Annotated in this window: 17 protein-coding genes and 2 tRNA genes; 10 read left to right on the top strand and 9 right to left on the bottom strand. The window is 65.2% G+C overall.

Annotation, left to right across the window (positions count from 1 at the left end; translation table 11 throughout):
- Window positions 1-276 precede the first annotated feature (276 nt).
- The 4 genes from ACYX4S_RS19205 to ACYX4S_RS19220 all read left to right on the top strand — a co-directional run bounded on the left by ACYX4S_RS19205 (window position 277) and on the right by ACYX4S_RS19220 (window position 3,935).
- Window positions 277-1,146, top strand: coding sequence for an RNA polymerase factor sigma-32 (locus ACYX4S_RS19205; RefSeq protein ID WP_476361349.1), 870 nt, complete (start codon window positions 277-279; stop codon window positions 1,144-1,146).
- A gap of 153 nt (window positions 1,147-1,299) precedes the next feature.
- The gene (gene gmd, locus ACYX4S_RS19210) at window positions 1,300-2,379 is read left to right on the top strand and encodes a GDP-mannose 4,6-dehydratase (protein ID WP_476361350.1); all 1,080 of its coding nucleotides are present in this window, start codon (window positions 1,300-1,302) and stop codon (window positions 2,377-2,379) included.
- Between the two features lie 5 nt (window positions 2,380-2,384).
- A complete protein-coding gene (locus tag ACYX4S_RS19215; RefSeq protein ID WP_476361351.1) occupies window positions 2,385-3,332 on the top strand; it encodes a GDP-L-fucose synthase family protein in 948 nt (315 codons plus the stop codon).
- Window positions 3,333-3,386: 54 nt separating this feature from the next.
- Window positions 3,387-3,935: a class I SAM-dependent methyltransferase gene (locus ACYX4S_RS19220; protein ID WP_293720857.1), complete on the top strand. Its 549-nt coding sequence runs from the start codon at window positions 3,387-3,389 to the stop codon at window positions 3,933-3,935.
- A gap of 3 nt (window positions 3,936-3,938) precedes the next feature.
- Here the strand turns inward: ACYX4S_RS19220 and ACYX4S_RS19225 are convergent, their stop codons facing one another.
- Window positions 3,939-7,166: a sensor domain-containing protein gene (locus ACYX4S_RS19225; RefSeq protein ID WP_476361352.1), complete on the bottom strand. Its 3,228-nt coding sequence runs from the start codon at window positions 7,164-7,166 to the stop codon at window positions 3,939-3,941.
- Between the two features lie 302 nt (window positions 7,167-7,468).
- Between ACYX4S_RS19225 and ACYX4S_RS19230 the strand changes: the two genes are divergently transcribed.
- A tRNA-Arg gene (locus tag ACYX4S_RS19230) sits at window positions 7,469-7,545 on the top strand.
- Window positions 7,546-7,555: 10 nt separating this feature from the next.
- Here ACYX4S_RS19230 and ACYX4S_RS19235 read toward each other — a convergent pair.
- From ACYX4S_RS19235 to ACYX4S_RS19260, 6 genes are all read right to left on the bottom strand, one after another.
- Window positions 7,556-7,939: a tyrosine-type recombinase/integrase gene (locus ACYX4S_RS19235; protein ID WP_476361353.1), complete on the bottom strand. Its 384-nt coding sequence runs from the start codon at window positions 7,937-7,939 to the stop codon at window positions 7,556-7,558.
- 598 nt (window positions 7,940-8,537) lie between these two features.
- Complete coding sequence (locus ACYX4S_RS19240; protein WP_476361354.1) at window positions 8,538-9,569, bottom strand: hypothetical protein; 1,032 nt, start codon at window positions 9,567-9,569, stop codon at window positions 8,538-8,540.
- 47 nt (window positions 9,570-9,616) lie between these two features.
- On the bottom strand, window positions 9,617-10,954 hold the full coding sequence (locus ACYX4S_RS19245) for a restriction endonuclease subunit S (protein ID WP_476361355.1): 1,338 nt from the start codon (window positions 10,952-10,954) through the stop codon (window positions 9,617-9,619).
- Window positions 10,951-12,495, bottom strand: a complete 1,545-nt coding sequence (locus tag ACYX4S_RS19250; RefSeq protein WP_476361356.1) for a class I SAM-dependent DNA methyltransferase — start codon at window positions 12,493-12,495, stop codon at window positions 10,951-10,953. The genes ACYX4S_RS19245 and ACYX4S_RS19250 overlap by 4 nt, the downstream gene beginning before the upstream one ends.
- Before the next feature lie 49 nt (window positions 12,496-12,544).
- Entirely contained in the window at window positions 12,545-15,967 is a 3,423-nt protein-coding gene (gene hsdR / locus ACYX4S_RS19255; RefSeq protein ID WP_476361357.1) for a type I restriction-modification system endonuclease, read from the bottom strand.
- 203 nt (window positions 15,968-16,170) lie between these two features.
- Window positions 16,171-16,246, bottom strand: a tRNA-Ala gene (locus ACYX4S_RS19260).
- 275 nt (window positions 16,247-16,521) lie between these two features.
- On the opposite strand from ACYX4S_RS19260, the gene ACYX4S_RS19265 reads away from it, so the two are divergent.
- The 3 genes from ACYX4S_RS19265 to folD all read left to right on the top strand — a co-directional run bounded on the left by ACYX4S_RS19265 (window position 16,522) and on the right by folD (window position 18,132).
- Entirely contained in the window at window positions 16,522-16,812 is a 291-nt protein-coding gene (locus ACYX4S_RS19265) for a YggT family protein (protein WP_293722354.1), read from the top strand.
- A gap of 8 nt (window positions 16,813-16,820) precedes the next feature.
- On the top strand, window positions 16,821-17,159 hold the full coding sequence (locus tag ACYX4S_RS19270; protein ID WP_476361358.1) for a DUF167 family protein: 339 nt from the start codon (window positions 16,821-16,823) through the stop codon (window positions 17,157-17,159).
- Between the two features lie 76 nt (window positions 17,160-17,235).
- Window positions 17,236-18,132 (top strand): bifunctional methylenetetrahydrofolate dehydrogenase/methenyltetrahydrofolate cyclohydrolase FolD, encoded by an 897-nt coding sequence (gene folD, locus ACYX4S_RS19275; RefSeq protein WP_476361359.1) that lies wholly within the window; start codon window positions 17,236-17,238, stop codon window positions 18,130-18,132.
- Window positions 18,133-18,262: 130 nt separating this feature from the next.
- Here the strand turns inward: folD and ACYX4S_RS19280 are convergent, their stop codons facing one another.
- Together ACYX4S_RS19280 and rpmB are read right to left on the bottom strand one after the other, a co-directional pair.
- Window positions 18,263-18,925 carry a queuosine precursor transporter gene (locus ACYX4S_RS19280; protein ID WP_476361360.1) on the bottom strand — a complete coding sequence of 221 codons (663 nt, stop codon included), beginning with the start codon at window positions 18,923-18,925 and terminating at the stop codon, window positions 18,263-18,265.
- A 157-nt stretch (window positions 18,926-19,082) separates the two neighbouring features.
- Window positions 19,083-19,373 (bottom strand): 50S ribosomal protein L28, encoded by a 291-nt coding sequence (rpmB, locus tag ACYX4S_RS19285; RefSeq protein ID WP_422067403.1) that lies wholly within the window; start codon window positions 19,371-19,373, stop codon window positions 19,083-19,085.
- 480 nt (window positions 19,374-19,853) lie between these two features.
- On the opposite strand from rpmB, the gene ACYX4S_RS19290 reads away from it, so the two are divergent.
- Both ACYX4S_RS19290 and ACYX4S_RS19295 read left to right on the top strand, forming a co-directional pair.
- Window positions 19,854-20,735: a DUF3108 domain-containing protein gene (locus ACYX4S_RS19290; protein ID WP_476361361.1), complete on the top strand. Its 882-nt coding sequence runs from the start codon at window positions 19,854-19,856 to the stop codon at window positions 20,733-20,735.
- 127 nt (window positions 20,736-20,862) lie between these two features.
- Window positions 20,863-21,816, top strand: coding sequence for an acetyl-CoA carboxylase carboxyltransferase subunit alpha (locus ACYX4S_RS19295; protein ID WP_476361362.1), 954 nt, complete (start codon window positions 20,863-20,865; stop codon window positions 21,814-21,816).
- Window positions 21,817-21,955: the final 139 nt, after the last annotated feature.

Raw genomic sequence — 21,955 nt, forward strand, 5'->3', positions numbered from 1 at the left:
ATTGCGTCCGGATTGCATTCTGACGGCAAGTGTCGCTTGCCGGTGCGTGGCGGATGGAACCGTTCCGTCCTGTTCCGCGTTTCCAATGGAGGCCCTGCGTGAGCCGGGGCGTCACAGTCTGTTCCATGTGACGCGATACCCTTGGCTGGCGTGCCTCCAGCAGGCATGCCGCTCCGCCCGAGTGCCGGGGGAGCTTGCCGGACCGGAAGCGACTGAACCGAAACCGGTGTCGTTGCGTACTCAAGTACAGTTTCGCAAGACGCGGAGGATCCGACCGTGAGCTATCTGTCCGGTAACCGACGTCAACTCGTTCGCGCGGCCATGAACGCGCCCTATCTCTCCCGCGAGGAAGAACGCGATCTCGCCGTGTCCTGGCGTCGCGATGGCGACGAGGCCGCGCTTGAACGCCTCAGCCTCGCCCATATGCGTCTCGTCATCGCGGTCGCGGCCAAATACAGGAACTTCGGCCTGTCCATGAGCGACCTCATCCAAGAGGGACATATCGGGCTCCTGGAGGCGGCGGCAAGGTTCGAGCCGGAGCGCGAGGTGCGTTTCTCGACTTATGCCACCTGGTGGATCCGCGCCTCGATCCAGGATTACATCCTGCGCAACTGGTCCATCGTGCGTGGCGGGACCTCGTCGACGCAGAAGGCGCTGTTCTTCAACCTGCGCCGCCTGCGCGCGAAACTGTCGAGCGGGGTCACGCAGATCAGCGAGAGCGAACTCGTTGACCGCATCGCGACCACCATGGGTGTCAAGCGTGGCGACGTGGAAACCATGAGCGCGCGCCTTTCCGGACCCGACACGTCGCTCAACGCCCCCATGGTTGAGGGGGACGGCACCAGCGCCGACAGGCAAGACTTCCTCGTCTCGGATGATCCGCTGCCCGAGGAGATGGTCGGCGGGGCGATCGACGGCGAGCGGCGTCATCGCTGGCTGGAGAGCGCCCTCGGTGTCCTGAGCGAACGCGAACTCAGGATCGTGCGGGAACGCCGCCTGAGCGAGGAGGGCGCGACTCTGGAGGCGCTCGGCAAGACGCTGGGCATCTCCAAGGAGCGTGTGCGCCAGATCGAGAACCGGGCGCTGGAGAAGCTGCGCCAGGCGCTGCTCAAGGTCCAGCCGGACAAGATCGCCTACAGCGGCTGAGCCGGGGCGGCACGGCGACGGCGCCATGCCGGTGCACGCGACGTCACATGATGCGGCAACCACCGGCTTTCCGGCGGTTGCCACCTTTCCGGCAGTGCAGTAGGAAAGGCGTCCGATCGCAAGTCAGACGCCCCGCCGCCCAAGGAACTGCCGATGTCCGCACGCAAAGCCCTCATCACCGGCGTGACCGGTCAGGATGGCGCCTATCTCGCCCGCCTGCTTCTCGACAAGGGCTATGAGGTGCACGGGCTGAAGCGCCGGTCTTCCTCGTTCAACACCGGCCGTATCGACCCGATCGTGCAGGATCGGCACGAGCGGGATGCGCGTTTCTTTCTCCACTACGGCGATCTCACCGACAGTTCCAACCTTATCCGGCTGGTCGGCGAAATCCGGCCGACGGAGATCTACAATCTCGCGGCCCAGAGCCATGTCATGGTCAGCTTCGAGACGCCGGAGTACACGGCCAACGCCGATGCAATCGGCGTGCTGCGTCTCCTTGAAGCCGTGCGCATCCTCGGGCTCGAGTCGACTTGCCGCTTCTATCAGGCCTCGACCTCCGAGCTTTACGGCAAGGTGCAGGAAGTGCCGCAGCGCGAGACAACGCCGTTCTATCCGCGCTCGCCCTATGCCGCCGCGAAGCTTTACGGCTACTGGATGACGGTGAACTATCGCGAGGCCTATGGCATTCACGCCAGCAACGGCATCCTGTTCAACCACGAGAGCCCGCTGCGTGGCGAGACCTTCGTCACCCGCAAGATCACCCGCGCGGTGGCGGCCATTGAACTGGGGCTGCAGGAACAGCTCTATCTCGGCAATCTGGATGCGAAGCGCGACTGGGGCCATGCACGCGACTATGCCGAGGGCATGTGGCGCATTCTGCAGCAGGACACGCCCGACGACTATGTCCTGGCGACGGGTGAGACGCACACGGTTCGCGAGTTCGTCGAGCGCGCGTTCGCCCGTGTCGGACGGGACGTGGTCTGGAGCGGCGAGGGCGTCGAGGAAAAGGGCCACGACCGCAAGAGCGGAAAGCTTCTGGTCGCGGTTGATCCGGCCTACTTCCGCCCGACCGAGGTCGATCTCCTGCTTGGCGACCCGACCAAGGCGCGCGAGAAGCTGGGCTGGACCCACACCACGGGTTTTGCGGCGCTTGTCGAGGACATGGTCGATGCCGACCTGGAGCTTCTCAGGGTCGAGCGGCTGGCACGACGGGCCTACGGGCGGGACGAGTAAGCGCCATGAGCGAAAGCATCCTGAGCGCGGGCAAGCGCATTTTCGTTGCCGGTCATCGCGGAATGGCCGGGTCGGCAATCTGCCGCAGGCTTGAGCGGGAGGCGGCCGAGGTGGTTACCCGGACGCGCTCCGAACTCGACCTTTCCGACCAGGCGGCCGTGCGCGCCTTCTTCGCCGGCGAGCGGATCGATGCGGTGGTCGTGGCCGCGGCAAGGGTCGGCGGCATCCTTGCAAACGCCCGTCAGCCGGTCGATTTCCTGCGCGATAATCTCGAGATCCAGACCAATGTCATCGGCGCGGCCGCGGATGCGGGCGTCGGCCGCCTGGTCTTCCTCGGATCGTCCTGCATCTACCCAAAGTTCGCCGAGCAGCCGATCCGGGAAGAGGCGCTGATGACGGCGCCGCTCGAGCCGACGAACCAGTGGTATGCTGTCGCCAAGATTGCCGGTGTCTACCTGTGCCAGGCCTATCGCGAGCAGCACGGTCTTGCCTATGTTTCGGCCATGCCGACCAATCTCTATGGCCCGAACGACAATTTCGACCTCGCCACCAGCCACGTCCTGCCAGCGCTGATCCGCAAGTTCATCGAGGCGGAGGAGCGCGGCGACGACACGGTCGAGGTCTGGGGCAGCGGCACGCCGCTGCGTGAGTTCATGCATGTCGACGACCTCGCCGACGCGATCGTCTTCCTGCTGAAGACCTATGACGGGGACCTGCCGCTCAACGTGGGGTCGGGGCAGGAAATCTCGATCGGCGATCTGGCACGGCTTATCGCGCGCGAGACGGGCTTTTCGGGGCGGCTTGCCTTCGATGCGACGAAACCCGACGGTACTCCCCGAAAACTGATGGATTCCTCGCGGCTTTCAGCGCTCGGCTGGAGCCCGAAGATTTCGCTCGAGCAGGGCATTCGCGATACGATTGCGTGGTACAAGGCATCGCGGACGGCGGCCTGACCCGACTTTACTGTCCCCGCCGGCCATACAGCCGGCCAACATGGCAAGTTTCGGATGACGATCGAAAAACTCCATCTCGGCTGCGGCGTGAAGCACATTCCCGGCTTCTATCATGTGGATGCGCTCGACTATCCCCATGTGGACCGGATCGGGCCGGTGGAGGACCTTTCCTTCATTCCCGACAACACGGTCAAACTGATCTACGCCTGCCACGTGCTGGAGCATTTCGGCCGCAACGAGTTCAAGTCCGTGCTGGCGGAATGGTGCCGCGTGCTTGCGCCTGAAGGCGTTCTGCGCCTGGCGGTGCCCGACTTTCAGGCCGCGGCGGAGCTTTACGTCGATCCCGACAACGGCATCGGCCTGCCGCAGGTTCTCGGTCTGATCGTGGGCGGGCAGCGTGACCAGTACGACTATCACAAGGTCGCCTTCGACGAGAAAGTGCTGTCAGAAGCCCTGCTCGAGGTGGGCTTTTCGTCCGTGCGCCGCTGGGACTGGCGCAAGACCGAGCACAGCGGGCTCGACGACTATTCGCAGGCGTATCTTCCGCACATGGCGAAGGACACCGGCCGCCTCGTGAGCCTCAATCTGGAAGGCGTGAAGTAGGCTTCAGGCCCGAAGGTCGGGAGACCTGCGGGTCGGCCCGGCCGCAGCACCTTGAACGATGTCGCAGCCGAGTGCCGCCAACGTTGCGGCGGCCTCATTGCTATCGATGCCATCAGCCGAAATCTCGATGCCGAGCCCGTGTGCGAGCTCGATGACGGCGCGTGCGATCGCGGTGTCCGCGGAGGCGTCGGCGCGCCTGTCGCGCGCGCCCTCCAGCAGGCTTGCGGTGAAGGCGTGATGCAGCTTGATCCGGCTGAGCTCGGGTATGCGCCTCAGGTGCGTCAGGGCGGCGCTCGAGCGGCCGAATTCGTCCAGAACCAGCCGCACTCTGAGCGCGTTGAGGCGTGCCATCGTCTCGAGCTCCGGTTCCGGGTCGCTGTCTGACAAGGCGGTTTCGCCGATCTCGAAGGCCAGGCTCGCCGGTGCGATGTCATGGCGCGCCAGGGTCGCGCGAACGGTTTCGGCAAAGCCGGGCTCACGCAGGGGTTCCCGCGTGAGATTCACCGCGACGATTCCCGTGTCCCGGCCCGCCGCGCGGCTCATTGCAAGCGCGGCGCAGGCCTGCTCGAGCGTGCTTTCCGCAAGCCGCAGGCCGAGGCCGGCTTCCTCGGCGGCGGCCGTCAGCGCATCCTGGTCAAGCTCCATCGTGTCGTGGCGCAGGACCGGCCAGGCCTCGAATCCGATGACCTGTCCGCTCCGCAGGGCCATCTGCGGGGCGAAATGCAGCTCCATCTGCCGGTTTGAAAGGGCGCGGCGCAGCCGGTCCGCAAGCGACCGGCGGCGCTCGAACCGCTCGCGAAGGCCGGGTTCGAAGAAGGTCCAGCCGTTGCGGCCGCGTTCCTTGGTCCGGTAGAGCGCGATGTCGGCATTCTTGATGAGATCGCGCGGCGCCGGGCCGTCCGTGGGGAGGCGGGTCACGCCCATGGAAACGCCCGGACGGAAGGACCGGCCGGCAATGCTCACGCGTGCGGTCAGGGCCTTGTGCAGCCGCGCGATAACGGCTTCCGGGTCTGGCGTATCGGTGCGAGGCGCGAGCAACAGCGCGAATTCGTCGCCTCCCAGGCGCGCGGCGATGTCCGACTTGCGGATGGCGCGCCGAAGGCGATTGGCGATCACGCAGAGAAGCTGGTCGCCGCCGTCGTGGCCCAGGCTGTCGTTGATCGACTTGAAGTGATCGAGGTCGAGCATGACGTAAAGCGCCTGCCCGGTCTGGTCCCGATGTGCGTGCAGCGTCTCGGCGATCTCGCGCATCATCACCGATCGGTCCGACAGCCCCGTCAGCGAATCCGTTTCGGCCATCCGGCGGATGGCGATTTCCGCGTTCTTGAGCGCGGTGATGTCGCTTCGCACGCCGACGCTTACGCCTGAATCCGATTTTCGCTCGCGGATCTGGAGCCAGCGCCCGTCGGAGAGCTGTTGCAAGGATGGAGACGTCGTGTTGCCGCGAAACGCGGAAAGCCGGGCGGAGCGCCAGTTGGCCTGTTGTTCCGGCGTGGTCCCGGCGTCTGCGAACTGGCCAGCGGCGAGACCCCGGTCCAGAAGTTCGGGAAAGTAAGCCCCGATCCGGATCGCGTCTGCGGTAAGCGGATACATCTCCCGGTATGCTTCGTTGCACAGGATCAGCCGTTCATCACCGTCGAAGGCCGCGATGGCGTCGGGAATGGCTTCGATGACGTCGTGCAGGAGCCGGCGGGCGGCGTCCAGTTCGTGCTTCTGCACCTCGTCGCCGGTGATGTCGATGAAGCTCATGATCACGTCGGGCGCGGTGTGCGTGCCCGTCGTGATGCGGTTGGCGTTGACACGCAGCCAGCGGATCCCGTCGCCGGGCAGCCGCACCCCGATGATCTCGTCGCGGATGGGATCGCCGTGCGCAAGGACCCTGGCGGCGGGCGTCCGCTCCCATGCGTGGGGACTGCCGTTCCTGTCGACCATGCTCCAGGTGGGCGCCGAGACGGTCGCGCGCAGGATGTCGGCCTCGTCCATGGACAGCAGCCGGCAGGCTTCGGGGTTGCACTCCACGACGGCGCCGGAGGCGTCGAAGCGCAGGATTCCTGCGGCTACGCTGTCTACTGTGGCCCGAAGGCGCTGCTCGGCCGTGACCAGGTCGGTGATCACCGACTGGTGGGAAATGTGGCCGGTGATGTTGCCGGCCTCGTCGCGAAGCGCGCGCAGGTGCATGTCGAACCAGTGCCGCTCGCCGGACTTGGTTCGATAGAGGATCTGCGAGCGGATGTCCCGCCCGGCTGCGATGGCCGCGTGGACCTTGTCGACCGTTTCTGGCGACGTGTCCTCGCAGAGGAGCAGGTCGCAGGGTGACTGCCCGATCGCCTCCTCCAGCGAGTATCCGGTGACCTGGGAAAAGGCAGGGTTTGCCCACTCGATCAGGCCGTCCCCGTCGGTCAGGAGGATGACGTTTCCCGTGGCGCGGATGACCACGTCCGACCGGCGCAGCATCTGGTGCAGGCGCTCGCGCTCGGTCACGTTCCGGCTGACACCGCGATAGCCCAGAAAACGACCGTCGGCATCGTACAGGGGAACGGCGTTGACCTCGACGGCGAACTCCTGGCCGTCGCAGCCCATTGTTCGGTAGACGAAGTCCTCCAGCGGCTCGCGTGCCTGGACAAGCCGCAGGTAGCTGCGCCAGAGGGGATCCGCTTCGGGATCGACCCCGACCAGCTCCCAGCGGGTGTGGCCTATCCAGGCATCGAAGTCGATTCCCAGGCGTTCCTTGTTGCCGAAGACGAGGGTGAAGCGGTGCTGGTCGTCCGTTTCCCAGGCCCAGTCGGAGGAAATGCGCAGGAATCCCAACAACCGATCCTGGGCCTTGCGCTGCGCGTTCTCCGCCTCGACGCGCTTCGTCTGATCGACGGAAACACCGATGCCGCCGATGATCTGCCCGTCCTTCATGAGCGGCGAGACGGCGGTTTCGGAATGGATGAGGCCGCGGGGCGTCATCATTTCCCGCATGTGGTGGAAATGCTCGCCGTCGATCACGCGACGGTGGAACGACAGCCAGCGGCGCCCGTTCTCGGGGCCGACCTGCGCCTCGGTCGGCAGTTTTCCTGCCAGGTCGCCATGGGTGTCGCGGTCGATGCGGCTCTGGGCGACATAGCGTCCGTCACGGTCGAAGATCCAGGCGGGGTGGGGGAGGCACTCGAGCGCCGCGATCAGGACCGTGTCGTCGGTCGAAAGGCCAATGTCCTGCCAAAACCGCTCGGAATGCTTGTTCATGATGTCAGGTCGTTCCGGTCAGCGGGAACCATGAGGAAACTTGAAATGAGGAATGCATCTAAAACATGGCCGTGAGCCGTGCATTCTAATGTCTCAGGCAGGTTAACTTAACCTTACGACACAATCGCGAACAGCCCGTTTCAGGGACTGTGACGGCATGTCCCGGACAGTGGGGATCGCGGGGATGAAGCGATGGATCGGGATTTGATTTTCGCGCGTTGTTTGCTATCTAGCGAGCATGGCGACCGCGTGCCTGCGCGGTGCGCATGATCGTCCGCCGGCAAAAAGCCGGTGGCCCGGATGGTCCCGTAGCTCAGCAGGATAGAGCATCAGATTCCTAATCTGAGGGTCACAGGTTCGAATCCTGTCGGGATCACCAAACTTTTCAGTCACTTAGACTTTCTCCCTTTCACGGGATTGGCCGGATTTTGCAACGTGTTTGCAAAATCTGATCTCTGTCCGTTCTCAAGTCGGCTGATTGCCTGGTCGGCGAGGTGCCTTGTCCGGGACAGATATTTCTCGATGATCGCGTTGACTGACCGCAGCGAATGACCGGTGAGCGCCGCGATCTCCGGCAGCGTGCAGCCGGCTTCGGCGAGCCGGGTCACGGCGGTTCCTCGCAGGTCGTGGAAGTGAAGACCGTCTATTCCGGCCTTGAGGGCGGCTGCCTTCCACGCATGGCGGAAATGGAATGCGGTCCAGGGGCGGCCGGTCTTTGTCGTCAGGATGACGCTTGCCCTCTTCGGCAACCGCCTCCGCGAAATCAGGGGCATCGTCCAGCGCCTCGGACGTGGCGGGTGGTGGTGGGCTGTCGGTTGGTTCGTTCATGTGGTTCCTTCTCGGTTGCCCGCACGGGTCTCGAGCGCGGCGACGGGCGCCACGGACGGGATCGGCGGGACAGGTGTGGGGTTGGGGTGATGTAGCCAGGATCGCTGGGCGCTGGCCGATGACACGGGAGAAAGGCCGTCCCTATGTCAGTGATGCCACCAATTAGGCACGCGAACGCCGCTCTCGTGTCTATGATGCAACTACAAGACGGAGGGGTAACGTCGGCAGCCGCGTACAACATCTTGCGCCCCGCCGGAGCTTGCCGGAGGCGAGGGCCCCGGGCCTGACCTGCAGGGATCAGCGGCGCGGTGCCACCGAGGTCGTCGACCAAGGCTGCGCCGACTGCCAAGGCAGGGTGCCGCGCCCAGTTTCCCGCGACAGGCTCTCAGAGCTGCTCACCACCCCACCCGGGGGATGCTGCGCGAGCCGGTGATCAGATCAACCGCGCGGATTTTTGCGGCAGACATTCCGGGATCAGTCCTCGGAGAATGGGCAGGCAGGACTTTGCCGCGTGTATGCTGCAGGAAGACCCCTCCTCCCGCCTCACTCTCGACCGACGGCCGCCCTGGCTGTCGCCTGCCCGGCCCGCCAGGCGGCGAGCAGGGATGCCTCGGTTGCCAGAAAAAACTCCCCTCCCAATGGTTCGGCCTGGAGTTCCGCAAGGCGCTGCTTCATCGCGTCTTCGCCGGCTTGTGCGGTTTTCCAGTCGGGATGCGGCGGATCGCCGGACTCGCTCTTCCAAACCTCCCAGCGAAAGGCGCAGGCCGGCATCGCACGGTTGAAGGCCGTACAGCGCAGGTCTGGAGCCTTCGAGTAACCGACCTTTGCGACTATGAGACCGTCAAGCTCCGCGTCCGTGCGGGCGAGGAAATGGGGGAGATGCCCCGTGAGCCGCAGGATATAGAGATGCTTCGGGCCGTCATCCTCGTCGACCGTGTAGGGACTGGTCGACCGGGCAACCGCGCGGCTGGTCGCAAGCTTGACGGAAAGCGGTGCCGGCTCTGTGTCCTCGGTCTGCCGACCGCGATAGACGGGCGCCTCGACCACGGGCAGATCGAGCAGCTTGCGGGCTTCGTCGGGCTCCATGCGCCGCCCTCGCCGGCCAATCGTCTGCCGGTTGTTGCCCTTGCCTGTCGAGGGGCCAAGCGTCAGCGGGGCAAGCTCGGTGATGGGTGGCTCGTGGCCCGGCAGAACCTTCCAGGCCTGCAGGGTCTCGATGGCATGGGTCCAGCGGCCGGCACTCTCGGGATCTGACGAGACGCTGTGATGGAGATCTGCCGGCATGAAGTCGCTGTTGAGGCCGATCCTGGAGCCGAGGCGCAGGATGCCCACCAGCCTTCCGCGCTGCCCTTCCGGTGCCTTCGCATTGTCGGAGACGTAAATCGCAACGATCGGGGTTTCCCCGGCTTGCTTGCGGAACCAGGCGCGGTCGCTCTCCTCGGTGAAGCCGAGAAACCCCCAGAGATGCGGATCAAAGCCCCAGGCCGATGTGAGCCAGACATCCGGCGGATCGCGGTCGAAGGCGGATAGGGACCCGGGTCCAGATGCGGGTCCTCGCAAGGTTTCCTCTCCCATGCGGCCAACTCCCCTTGGGCGTCTAATGCCGGCCCTCCCGGCCGGCGTCAGTCGGTCCTCGCGGCCTTTCGACCACGTTTCGGCTTCGGCGTGGCGGCACGTTCCGCCCGGATGCGTTCCAGCAGCGCGCTCGCCGGCTCGTCGTTCGGGGCCTGGGGCACGAGTTCGCCGCGAAAGGCCTTGGCAAGCACCGCCTCATCCAGCCGCCCGACCAGCGCCAGCGCCCGTTTCGCCTCCCCCGCCAGCCGGTCGATCTTGTCGAACGCGCTCTCGATCCGACGAACGATTTCGCGCTGTTCGGGGAGGGGGGGAACGGCGAACTCAAAGCCCTTGAGCTTTGAAGCACTAATATTGGACTGGCTAACGCCATCCGATTTGACACGCCAAGAGAAGGCACGCCCTTCGGGACTATTTAGCGCATAGTTAAGGTACTCAGGATTTAAGTTCGGCCCAGCTTGGATACGTATCAGATACCCAGCATATATTGCTTTCCGCTCGCCACGAAATATCGCTGTTTTTCCCACGAGCGCGGGACTGTTTGTGCGATTAAAGAGAACATCACCAACCCTCAATGCGTATTTTGCGATTTCTTCTTCATCGTCAGTGAATACCAAATCGGCCCAATCAAGCTTGCCGGATTGGATGTTCCCCATTCGCAGTACCGGAATTTCTCCCGTCTTTGCCGACTTCGCCGACGATCCATAGGAAAAAGATGTGGCCACTGAGTCGAGGCGAACAGGCCGAGGCCATTGAGCGCCATCTTCCCGCCAATCCTTCGTCAGCTCCCCCGAAAACGCCTTGGAGAGCACCGCCTGTTTGTAGCGGGCGACGAGGGCGTCGATGCGCTCCAGTTCCTTGCGGACGCGGGAAGACCGGGCGCCCAAGGCGTCCAGCTTGGCGACAATGCGCTTCTGCTCGGTGAGCGGCGGAAGGGGAGTTTTCACTGACCTCAGCTTCGTTAAGGGCAGGGTTTTTTGGGCTGTTCCGGTCGCTGATTCTTTGAGTTGATACTGTGTATCTGGGTTTAGTAAAAAATAATAGATGTATTTCCTATCCGTCACCCAATTTGACCTTATCAATGCTATGTGACGCTGAAATACAAAATTTGGATCGTCAACAATCGCGGCCCGACCTATTGATCCCGTCACAGAAAGAAGAATGTCTCCCTTCTTGGGCTTACGGTTTTGATCGAGAGACTGTTGATAGGCCGCAGGTACGAATCTAGAAACATCGGCGAGATTTATCTTTCCGTTGCCTATAGCGGAAATAGTAATAAATGGGATCCCGGACGCTGCTTTAGCTGGCGCTTGATGGTCACCATCGCTGACTGATAGGCACAGGTCTTCTAATGGAGCCTCAACCCAACCCGTCGGCAGCTCGCTCATTCCGCTGCCTCCGGGGTCTCGACGGGTGCCGTCTCCTCCAGCTCGGCGCTGAGGGCCTCGATCTCGATCATGGCCGCCTGCAGGTGGCCGAGGATCGCGGCGGCGATGTCGTCAGGCTCGGTGAGGCCGTCCTCGGCCTCGTCCTCCGCCTCGCGCAGCCAGGACATGTCGAGATTGTCGCCGCGGGCGGCGATCTCCTCGCGGGTGAAGCAGCGCCAGCGGCCCTCCTCGCCCTGGTCCGGCCCCCGCTCATGGCCGAGCGGGCTTGCGCCGAAGGCCGCCTCGAACTCCTTGAAGTGGGCTTCCGTCAGCTGGTTGGTCTTGCCGAACTTCGGCATCTGGGCGCGCAGGTCGTAGATCCAGACCTCGTCGGTGTTGCCGGTCTCGGTCTTGCCCCGCGTGAGGAAGATGACGTTGGTCTTCACCCCTTGCGCATAGAAGATGCCGGTCGGCAGGCGCAGGATCGTGTGCAGGTCGCACCAGTCCATCAGCATCTCGCGCAGCCGGCGCCCACGCCCGTCCTCGAACAGCACGTTGTCGGGCACGACGATGGCCGCGCGTCCGCCGGGCTTCAGCGCCCGGATGCAATGCTCGACGAAGGGCAGCTGGTAGGAGGAGACGCTTGCCGTCACGCTGAGATCGTCGCGGGTCGGCGCCCCGCCCGCCGGCCCGAAGGGCGGGTTGGTCAGGATCAGGTCGGCCTTGCCGAGGCCCTTGCCCTTGTCCGACAGCGTGTCGCCGAGATCGACATGCTCGCTGTCGAGCCCGTGCAGGTGAAGGTTCATCAGCAGCAGGCGCAGCGTGCCCGGGACGTTCTCCATTCCGTGGAAGGCGTTCGCCTTCTGCCAGGCTCCGCTGTCCGGCAATGCAAAGTAGTCGTCCGTCCGCGCCTTCATGAAGCGGTCGGCGGCGATGAGAAAGCCGCCCGTGCCGGCGGCCGGGTCCTGGATCACTTCGCCGGGCGCCGGCTGCATCAGCCGCACCAGCAGCTCGATCAGCGGGCGCGGGGTGAAATACTGGCCAGCACCCCGCTTGGTCTCTTCCGCGTTCTTCTGCAGCAGGCCCTCGTAGAGGTCGCCGAACTGGTCGCGTTCCTCAGAGAACCAGTCCAGCTCGTCGATGGCGGTGACCAGCGTCGTCAGGTTCTGCGGCTCGCGGATGAAGGTCGCCGCATTGTCGAAGATCGCCTGCACCATGCGCGGCAGGGCGCGGGCATCGGCATAGCGCTTGCGCTCCTCGTCGGACGCCTTGTCCGCCGGCGGCAGCAGCAGGGCGTCGTCGCGCCCGAGCCGCGTGCTCGTCGCGCCCAACGTCACCAGCATGTGGCGATAAAGCTCCAGCTTGGCGAGGCCGTCGGCCTTGACCAGGTCGCCCCAGCGCAGCCCCTTCGGCAGGCTGCCGGTCTCGCGGTCGCGCTCGGCCATCATCTTGAGGAACAGCAGGTAGGTCAGCTCGGTGACATATTGCTGGTAGGTGATGCCGTCCTTTCGCAGGACCGCGCAAAGGCGCCAGAGCTTCTGGACGATGGCGTTGGCGTTCATGGGCTTGGCGTTTTCCTGATGGGTGGTCGTATCGCGGCGGCACAGTGGCTCAGGCCGCGGGCGTGGTCCAGATGGCTTCGTTCAGATCCTTCAGCACGTCATCGAGCCTGTCGTCAAACTCCCTGGCGATGCGGCGGAAACCGCCCTTGTCGGCGAAGGCGCCCTGGTCGAGCAGGGACGGATCGGCGACGGGCTTGTCCTTGAGCGCCCGGCCGATGCGACGCAGCCATTCCTTCTGCTTCGGCGTCCAGTCGCGCTGCGCCTCCAGCCGCCGGATGGCCGCTTCCACACGCTCGGCATAGGGCACGAGCGGATCACCGAGGGCGGCCTGGCGCACGAAGCCGATGATGTGGGCGGCGATGTCGGCGTTGCGGGCCCGGCCATAGGCGGCGCGGAGCATGCGCTCGGAAAAGTGCCGGTCCTCCAGCATGCCGGCGAGTTCGGCGAGCTCCTTGCGGGTGAGTTCGCGCGGGCGCTGGGTCACGGCCACCAGCGCGGGGAGCGTGTTCATGTTGTCCCGCACGAAGCTCTCGAAGCCCTCGATATAGTCCTCCGGCGTCGTGCCCTCGCCGAAGATCTCCTCGATGCGCAGCAGCTCGTCCTCATGTGGCGCGATGACGATGCCGTTCCCCCGTCCAGGACCGGTCTTGTGCCGCTCCGCCGGGCGTTCCAGCAGCTCCACGGCCCGGGGGTGGGCGTCGAGCCAGGCCTTCAGCTCGGCGCCAGGTCGCGTGGCGAGATCCTGGATCGCCTGTTCGGGCGGCGATCCCGTGTGGCGAATGAAGGCCTCGCGGGTGTCCTCGTCGATCCGCGCGGCGAGCGACCGCATGCGCACGATCACCTGGCCCGCGACCCAGTCGCGGTCCTCCTCGCTTGGAGCGGCTTCCAGATCCGCCACCAGCTGGGCCAGAGAGATGTTCGGCTTCACCACGACCGGTCGCATGTCGGTCATGTCCTGCAGCTTGGCGTAGAGGTCGACCGCGTCGAAGATGCGGAACTGCTCCTTGCCGATCTCCGGACACAGCCGCGTCGCCCGGCCGATCATCTGCTCGTAGAGGATGCGGCTCCTGACCCGGCGCAGGAAGACGAGGTTGCAGATGGAGGGAATGTCGATACCCGTCGTCAGCAGATCGACCGTCACCACGTATTTCGGGTAGCCGTCGTTGCGGAACTTCAGGATCAGGTCTTGCGCATTGTCGACCCGGCCGGTGATCTTCTGCACCATCGCCTCCGGCACCACCGCCGCGCCGTATTCATCCGCCAGCGCCTCTTTCAGGAGGCGCACCACATCGTCGGCATGGCTGTCGCGGGCGGCGAAGATCAACGTCTTGCCGGGACTGTCCGGCGGGATCTCGGCGGCGATCGCCTGGCAGACCACCCGGTTGAAGGCTTCCGGATAGACCCGCCGGTTGAAGGCGGCGAGATCGTAGTCGAGGGCGACGTCGTCGGGTAGGCTGAAGAGGTCGATCTGACCGTTGCGCGGGTCGATGATCTCGACTTCCTCGCCGCCGTTGAAATGGATGCCCGCTTCCGACAATGCGGTGACGATGCGCTTGGGCGGCAGGTGGTCGATCAGGTAGCCTTCGACCACGGCCTGACGGTAGCCGTAGCGATAGACCGGGTGGCCGAAGATCTCGCGGGTGTGCAGCGCCGGCGTCGCGGTCAGTGCGATCTTCACGGCGTCGAAATAGTCGAGCACCTGCCGATAGGCGGACTGGTAGTCGGCAAGATTGCGAAAGCCGATGTCGTCCTCGCGCAGTTCCGCGTCGAGTGTGTAGCCGCGATGGGCCTCGTCGACGATGATGCAGTCATACATGCCGGGCGTGGGGCGCTGGGCCGGGTCGGGCTCGTTGAGAATGCGGGCGATCAGGGACTGCACGGTCGCCACCTGTACCTGATCGTCCGGGCCGGGCAGGCGCTGGTCGAGCCCGGCGACCTTGTAGATCTGCGCGAAGTTCAACATGCCTTCGAGTTCGGTCGTCTCCAATGCGTCCTGGGTCTGCTTGCCGAGCGCCGTCCGGTCGACGAGAAAGAGGATGCGGCGGAAGCGCTTGTGCTTCAGCAGCCGGTACATGAGGGCGATGCTGGTGCGGGTCTTGCCGGTTCCGGTCGCCATCGAGACGAGGATCTCCCGGCTGCCAGCCTCCAGCGCCGCTTCTATGCTGGCGACGGCTTCCTCCTGATAGGGACGAAGCCGCCCCTTGCCGAAGGCCTCATCGGCCAGCCCTTGCGCTGCCACATCGACGTCCGTTTCAAGCTTCGCCATGAGGTCGCGCGGTGCGAACCACTGCGGCAGGGCCTGGGCGTGGTTTTGAGGCCGGCGCAGATCGCGATGCCAGATGCCCGAGCGGGTCAGCCACTGTTTCACGAAAGGGCGGCCGTTGGTGGCGAAGACGAAGGGGACGCGAAAAGGGGCTTCCAGGCCATCCGCCCAGGGAGCGTCCCCGGGCTGGTTCTCGGGCTCGAGCAGGATCGACCGCGCATAGCGTTCGGACTGGGCCAGCGCGCCGGGCACGTCAAGGGCTTCACGCTTGGCCTCGATCACGCCGACGCAGACCAGGCCGACGAACAAGGCATAGTCGACAGGCCCGCTGTCGGTCGGCCATTCGGCGATGGCGAGATTGCGCCCCTTCTCCGGACGGGTGCCCTTCGCGTGTCGCAGCGTTTCGGTGTCGACCTCCCAGCCCATGTCCGTGAGCTGCACGTCGATGAGGAGACGGGTATCGGCCTCGTCGAGGTCCATCCGGCCGGCGGCGTGACGGGCGGCTTGGCGCACCTGAAGGCGGACTTGCTCCGGCTCTGCCTCCGCCCTGGCCTGGAGATCGCGGAGCTGTGCCTCCAGCGCGGCCCGTGATGCCTCGTTCTCGAGCGCGGCCTCTTCCCAGATCGCGCTGTCCTCGCGGGCCTGCCGGGCGAGTTCCTCGGCCGCCTGTCTGGCCTTTGCAAGCTCCTCGGCCGAGGCATGTGCGGACGCCAGTCGGCCTTCCGCGTCCCGGACCTGGCGGCGCAGGTCCTCCAACTCGTGCCGAAGTGGCTGATCGGCCTGATGCGGATTTGCTGGAGGCACAAAGGGACCCGGCTTGAAATCCGGGTCGCGGCCATAGGTGCGCCGATACCAGACCCCAAGCGTGCGACAGAACTTCAGCGCCGAAAGCGCGTCCGATGCAGATCCGACAAACGCGTGGGCGGCCTCGTTGCCGCGTCGGCGAAGCGCATGGAACACATCGGCGACCTCGCGCGGGATGATCTGTTGCGTAACCAGCTTGCGCAGGAGGTCGTTGGTGGTCTCGCGGGAATTGGGATCATACGCGCCAGAGAGCGCCGCGATCTCCTTGACCATGAACTCCGAGAACTGCCTGCTTTTCAGCAGCGACGTGTTCGCGTCTTCGGAGAAGAAGCGCTCGGCAAGCACGCCGAGCCGGTGCAACTCGCCGCTGAGGTCCTTCAGGTGATCGAAGTTTGTCGAAGCCATGCGGGAAACCGAAAAACAGAACGACCAGAAGTCGTAAGGGCTTTCCGGGGCGCTGGCAATCCTGCCCGTTGTCGTGCGCAGGCGCGTGCGTCTCGTTCGTATGCCATGGGTACGCAAGGCGGGTACGAACATGGGTGCGCAGGCTGTGGGCCATACGTCTTAGTCGTTTGATATAAAAGAATTTTTCTGGATGAAGGGAAAATTGGTGGAGCCGAGGGGAATCGAACCCCTGACCTCTGCAGTGCGATTGCAGCGCTCTCCCATCTGAGCTACGGCCCCGCTCCTTGAGCGTGAGCGGCTTTTAGGGGAGAGGCGGGGGGACTGTCAAGGCCTCTCGCACGGCGCGGCTGTGGACGCCGGGCGAGCCGGTGCGATCCCCGAGCGCAGATGCCCTGTTCGCCCGCGCAAGGGTGGGACCTCCGGTGCGGGTGCCGCCTGCCATCAACCTTGTTCTGGACGAGAGTGATGAGCGTGTGCCTGCGGTCTTGCGGCGGGGCGGTCACCCGGCTACATCAGGTCGGACCATTCACGTCCGAGCCGGAGCCCTTCGCCTCATGCGCGCCATTCTCGACGTCGTCTTCGTGATCCTGAATCTCTACACCTGGGTCATCATCGCCAGCGCGATCTTTTCATGGCTCTATGCCTTCAACGTGGTCAATCCACGCAACCAGTTCGTGTCGATGATCGGCCAGGTGCTCTACAATCTGACCGAGCCGCTTCTGCGGCCGATCCGCCGGGTCATTCCCGCCATGGGTGGACTGGACCTGTCGCCGATCGTGCTCCTGCTCGGGATTTTCCTCCTGCAGCGCCTGATCGCCTACTACATCTACCCCTACGTGTTCTGAGGTTCCAGGTGGGCGATCCGCTGCCATGGGAAAGCGTTGCCGACGGAGTGCGGCTCGCTGTCCGGGCGACGCCGAACGCCGCGCGCGACGGGATCGACGGTCTGGCGGTGCTTGCCGACGGCCGCGCCGTCCTCAAGGTCCGGGTGCGGGCCGTGCCCGACAAGGGGGCGGCCAACACGGCCGTCGCGGAATTGCTCGCGCGGGAACTCGGGCTCGCCAAGCGAGCGGTGCGCCTGACGTCCGGCGCCACCGCGAGGCTCAAGCAGTTTCGTCTCGAGGCCGCGGATGACGCGGAGCGGCAACGTCTTGTCGCTCGGCTTGCCGAACAGGCCGGCACGATCGGCTAGGGTCCCCACTGTGTGGCGGGCCGGCAGGTCGGTTTTTGCGCCACGGCGTTCGACACGACCATCCTTCGGAGGTTCCATGACCGCATCCCTCATTGACGGCAAGGCCCGGGCGGCCCGGCTGCGAAACGACGTGAGCAGCGCCGTGGCGACGCTGCGCGCGGACCACGGACTGAAGCCCGGCCTTGCCGTGGTGCTTGTCGGAGAAGACCCGGCGAGCAAGGTCTATGTCTCCAACAAGGTTCGCCAGACCGAGGAGTGCGGCATGCGCTCCATCGAACACCGGCTGCCGGCCGAGACGACGCAGGAAGAGCTTCTCGACCTGGTCGGAAAGCTGAACGCGGACAATGGCGTCGACGGAATTCTGGTCCAGATGCCGCTGCCCGCGCATATCGACACCGATGCGGTGGTTCTCGCCATCGATCCGGCCAAGGATGTCGACGGTCTGCACCCGCAAAACGCAGGCCGCATCGTGCTGGGCCGCACCGGTCTCGTTGCCTGTACGCCGCAGGGCTGCGTGCTGCTCGCCAAGGAGGCGCTCGGGCCCGACCTCTCCGGGCTGGAGGCGGTGGTGCTCGGCCGCTCCATCCTGGTCGGCAAGCCCGTGGCGCTGTTGCTGCAGAACGAGAACTGCACCGTCACCATGGCGCATTCGCGTTCGCGCGACGTTGCGGATCTGTGCCGGCGCGCCGACCTTCTGGTCGCCGCCGTCGGGCGCGCGGAGATGGTGAAGGGCGACTGGATCAAGCCGGGCGCCACGGTCATCGACGTCGGCATCAACCGGGTTCCCGCGCCGGAAAAGGGCGAGGGCAAGACGAAGCTCGTCGGTGATGTCGCCTTCGACGAGGCGGTGCAGGTGGCCGGCGCCATCACGCCGGTGCCGGGAGGCGTCGGTCCGATGACGATCGCCTGCCTTCTGGCCAACACGGTGACAGCGGCCTGCCGGCGGCGCGGCCTTTCCGTGCCCGCCATGTGAAAGCGGTGGCGCCGCCGCGTCGCGCGGAGAAATCCTGTGCCCGATACGAAAAAGGCCGGCCCCTTGGGGTCGGCCTTTTGTGTGATCGGAATTGTTGTCGCGGATCCGCGTCCGTCGGAGGTCCTTTGCCTCAGGCGCCCCTGGGCTCGGCGGGAAGCGTGGCGAACCATGCCAGCATCAGCCGGTAGGGCAGGAGCAGGAGGGTGGCGACCAGAAGCTTCACCGTGAGATCGCCCGCGGCCCAGGAAATCCAGCGCGGAACCTCAAGCGCGAAGACGCCGAGGAAGGGGGCCGACCCGGTCGCGAAATCGTCGCCGAAACCGAGCAGGGGAGTCAGCGCGATGGCAAAGGCGATGGTGAAGAAGAGAAGCGTGTCGAGCACCGAGGAGATCAGCGACGACGCGACGGGCGCCTTCCACCAGGACAGGCGGCGCAGGCGGTTGAAGATCGACACGTCGAGAAGCTGGGCCACGAGGAAGGCGGTTCCCGAGGCGACGGCGATGCGCGGCGTGGCAAGCCAGATCGACAGGATCACGGCGAGCGCGAAGCCGACGTAGACCACCTTGCGCGCGGCGGCCGGGCCGAAACGGCGATTGGTCAGGTCGGTGACGAGGAAGGCGGCCGGATAGGTGAAGGCGCCCCAGGTCAGAAGGTCGGCGAGCTGCAGCGCGCCGAGCGTACCCTCGACCGGATACTGGACCAGAATGTTGGAGGCCACGACCACGGCGGCCATTGCTGCGACGGCGATCAGCGCGCGACGCGCGGTGAAGGCGGATGCAAGTGTCTCGGACATGGACTTCCAGCTCCGTCAGTGCGCGGTTTCGCGCGAATATCTCAGTGGCGATCACGCCCTGAAAACGCCAAAAGGAGGCGCTTTGGGGCGCCTCCAGCGTAGTGCTTTCGAACAGGATCCCGCGAGGCCGTACGGGACGGCCCCGACAGATGCCGGATCAGGCGGCCTCGGCGAGGCGGCGCTTGATCTCGGTCCGCAGGATGCGGGCCTTCGGCGACAGATCGCTCTCGGAAGCCTTCAGCAGGAAGGCGTCGAGACCGCCGCGATGCTCGACCGAACGCAGGGCATGCGCGGAGATGCGCAGCTTGTACGTCGCGCCGAGGGCGTCGGAGATGAGCGAAACGTTGCACAGGTTCGGCAGGAACCGGCGACGGGACTTGTTGTTGGCGTGGCTGACGTTGTTTCCGGTCATCACGTCCTTGCCGGTCAGTTCGCAACGGCGGGCCATGGAACACCTTCTTTGTCTGTTCGTCTGCGTCTGATCGTTGCCGATCGCTTGTCGTAACGTCCGGACCCGCGTCACTGCGCTCCGGTCGGTTTGGGAGCGGCGGAGAAAATTCCCGCTGAAACAGGAACTCCACTCCGCGGACCCCGGGGTCCGGTCCGGCGAAAGACGCGCGGCTCTGGATGAAAAGTCGGCTTGCTATAAGGAACCTGTCCGTTCCCGTCAAGACAAGATCGCCGGAAATGCGGGGCGGGCGTGTATGTGGTGTGCCGGTCGATCATTCCAGGATCCTCATTTGCAGTCCGTTAACCATGCGGTTACCGTGACATCGGACAATCCCGGATGTTCCGGTCTGTCCGCCGACGCGCTCCAGAAGGCTTTTGCCGTTCGGGCGCGGCGGGGCGCAGGGTGCACACGCGCGGCGGCCGGAAGCGTGTTGAAGAGTCCGGCCGCTTCGCGGTCACGGCCTTTCGAGAGGGTCCGATGTTCAAGCTGGTCAACCCGTTCAAGCAGGTACTCGCAGGCGCCGCTGGCGCGCCGGGCATGCGCTCGCGCTCCCTTGTCCTGGCGCTCGCCGGGGTCGCCGCCGTGGGGGCCGTCGCGCCGGCCGCGAGTGCCGAGACCAACCGTCTGGGCGGTGTCTACGATATTTCCGTTTCGGGGCTGACCATCGCGCGCGGCTCGCTGTCGCTCGTGGTTCAGGGCAATGCCTATTCCGCGAAGGTCGGCATGGAGCCGGCAGGCATCGGCACGCTGTTCTCCTCCGGCAAGGGCGGGGCGGAGGCCTCCGGCTGGCTTTCCGGACGGTCGGTCCTGCCCTCGCGCTACAAGATGGCCTCCAAGGCGGCGGACCGCGACTTCTTCGTCGATCTCGAGCAGGGATCCGGGCGGGTGCGCTCCATGCGGGTCATGCCGCACTTCAAGCCGAACGCCGAGCGGATCAAGGTCACCAAGAAGCACCGCCGCAATGTGGTTGACCCCCTCAGCGCGATTCTGATGCCGGTTCCGGGCAAGGGCGGCCAGGACAAGAGCGTGTGCAAGCGCAAGATCCCGATCTTCGACGGCTGGACCCGGTTCGACATCCAGCTCTCCTACAAGGAGATGCGCGATGTGAAGGGTCGTGGCTACGACGGCAAGGTGATCGTGTGTTCCGCGCGCTGGATCCCGGTCGCCGGTCACCGCCCTTCGGTCGCCTCGGTCAAGTACATGGCCAAGAACCGCAAGATGGAAGCCTGGCTTGCCCCGCTTGGGTCGGGCGGAGTTTACGTTCCCTACCGCGTCGAGATGGGAACCAAGAACGGCACCCTTGTCGTGGAGCCGCGCAAGCTCGATATCAACGGGGGGCGGGACCAGGCCGCGCGCTGAGGTCTCCCCCGACGGCTTGACAGGACGTGCCGGCCTCGCCAGTGTCGCGCCGCGATGCGGCAGGCATGGCGTGTTGCCGTTTCGCCCGTCAGGACAATGAAGCCAGAGCGCCCGGATCCGATCCCAGATGCACAGTTTCCTCGAGTTTGAAAAGCCCGTCGCCGATCTTCAGGGCAAGGTCCATGAATTGCGCGCCGTGGCGGCTTCCGGCGAGGAAGTCCAGGTCAACGAGGAAATCGAGCGCCTCGAGGCGAAGGCCGACCAGACCCTCAAGGAAATCTACGCCAGGCTCACGCCCTGGCAGAAGACCTTGGTCGCGCGCCATCCGGACCGGCCTCATGCCATCGATTACGTCAAGGGGCTGATCGAGGACTTCACGCCGCTCGCGGGTGATCGCAACTACGGCGAGGACGCTGCGGTGATCGCCGGCATTGGCCGCTTTCGCGGTCGCTCGGTTGCCATTCTCGGCCAGGAGAAGGGCAACGACACCCAGTCCCGCCTCAAACACAATTTCGGCATGGCCCGTCCGGAAGGCTACCGCAAGGCGGTGCGCATCATGGACATGGCCGAGCGCTTCGGGCTGCCCGTGATCTCCTTCGTCGACACGGCGGGCGCCTATCCGGGCATCGGTGCCGAGGAGCGCGGCCAGGCGGAAGCCATCGCGCGCTCGACAGACGCCTGCATGGCCCTGGGCACGCCGAACATCGCGCTCATCATCGGCGAGGGCGGTTCGGGTGGTGCCATCGCCATCGCGACGGCCAACCATGTGGCCATGCTGGAGCACGCGATCTATTCCGTTGCGTCGCCCGAGGCGGCGGCGACCATCCTGTGGCGCGACGGAGCGCGGGCGCAGGACGCGGCGACGAACATGAAGATCACGGCGCAGGACCTGCTGCAGTTCAAGGTGATCGACGAGATCGTCGAGGAGCCGCTCGGCGGCGCCCATCGCGCGCGTGAAATCGTGGTGGACCGCGCCGGCGGCGTGATCGAGACGGCGCTTGCCCGGTTCGACGGAATAGATCCGGCCGAGGTGCGCGCGGCGCGCCGGGACAAGTTCATCGGCATCGGCCGCACCCTTTAGGGAACGCCTGGCTGGCGGTTTGCCGCCAAAACGCCAGAATCGTCAGGCAGCGCTATCCGGGATTTGATCGGCAGGGACTGGAAGGTTCCCCTGCGGTTGCGGTAACCTTGCAGTAACCATTCACCCGGCAGGCTTTCCC

It is taken from the genome of Stappia sp. ABD4_338, assembly GCF_056312175.1.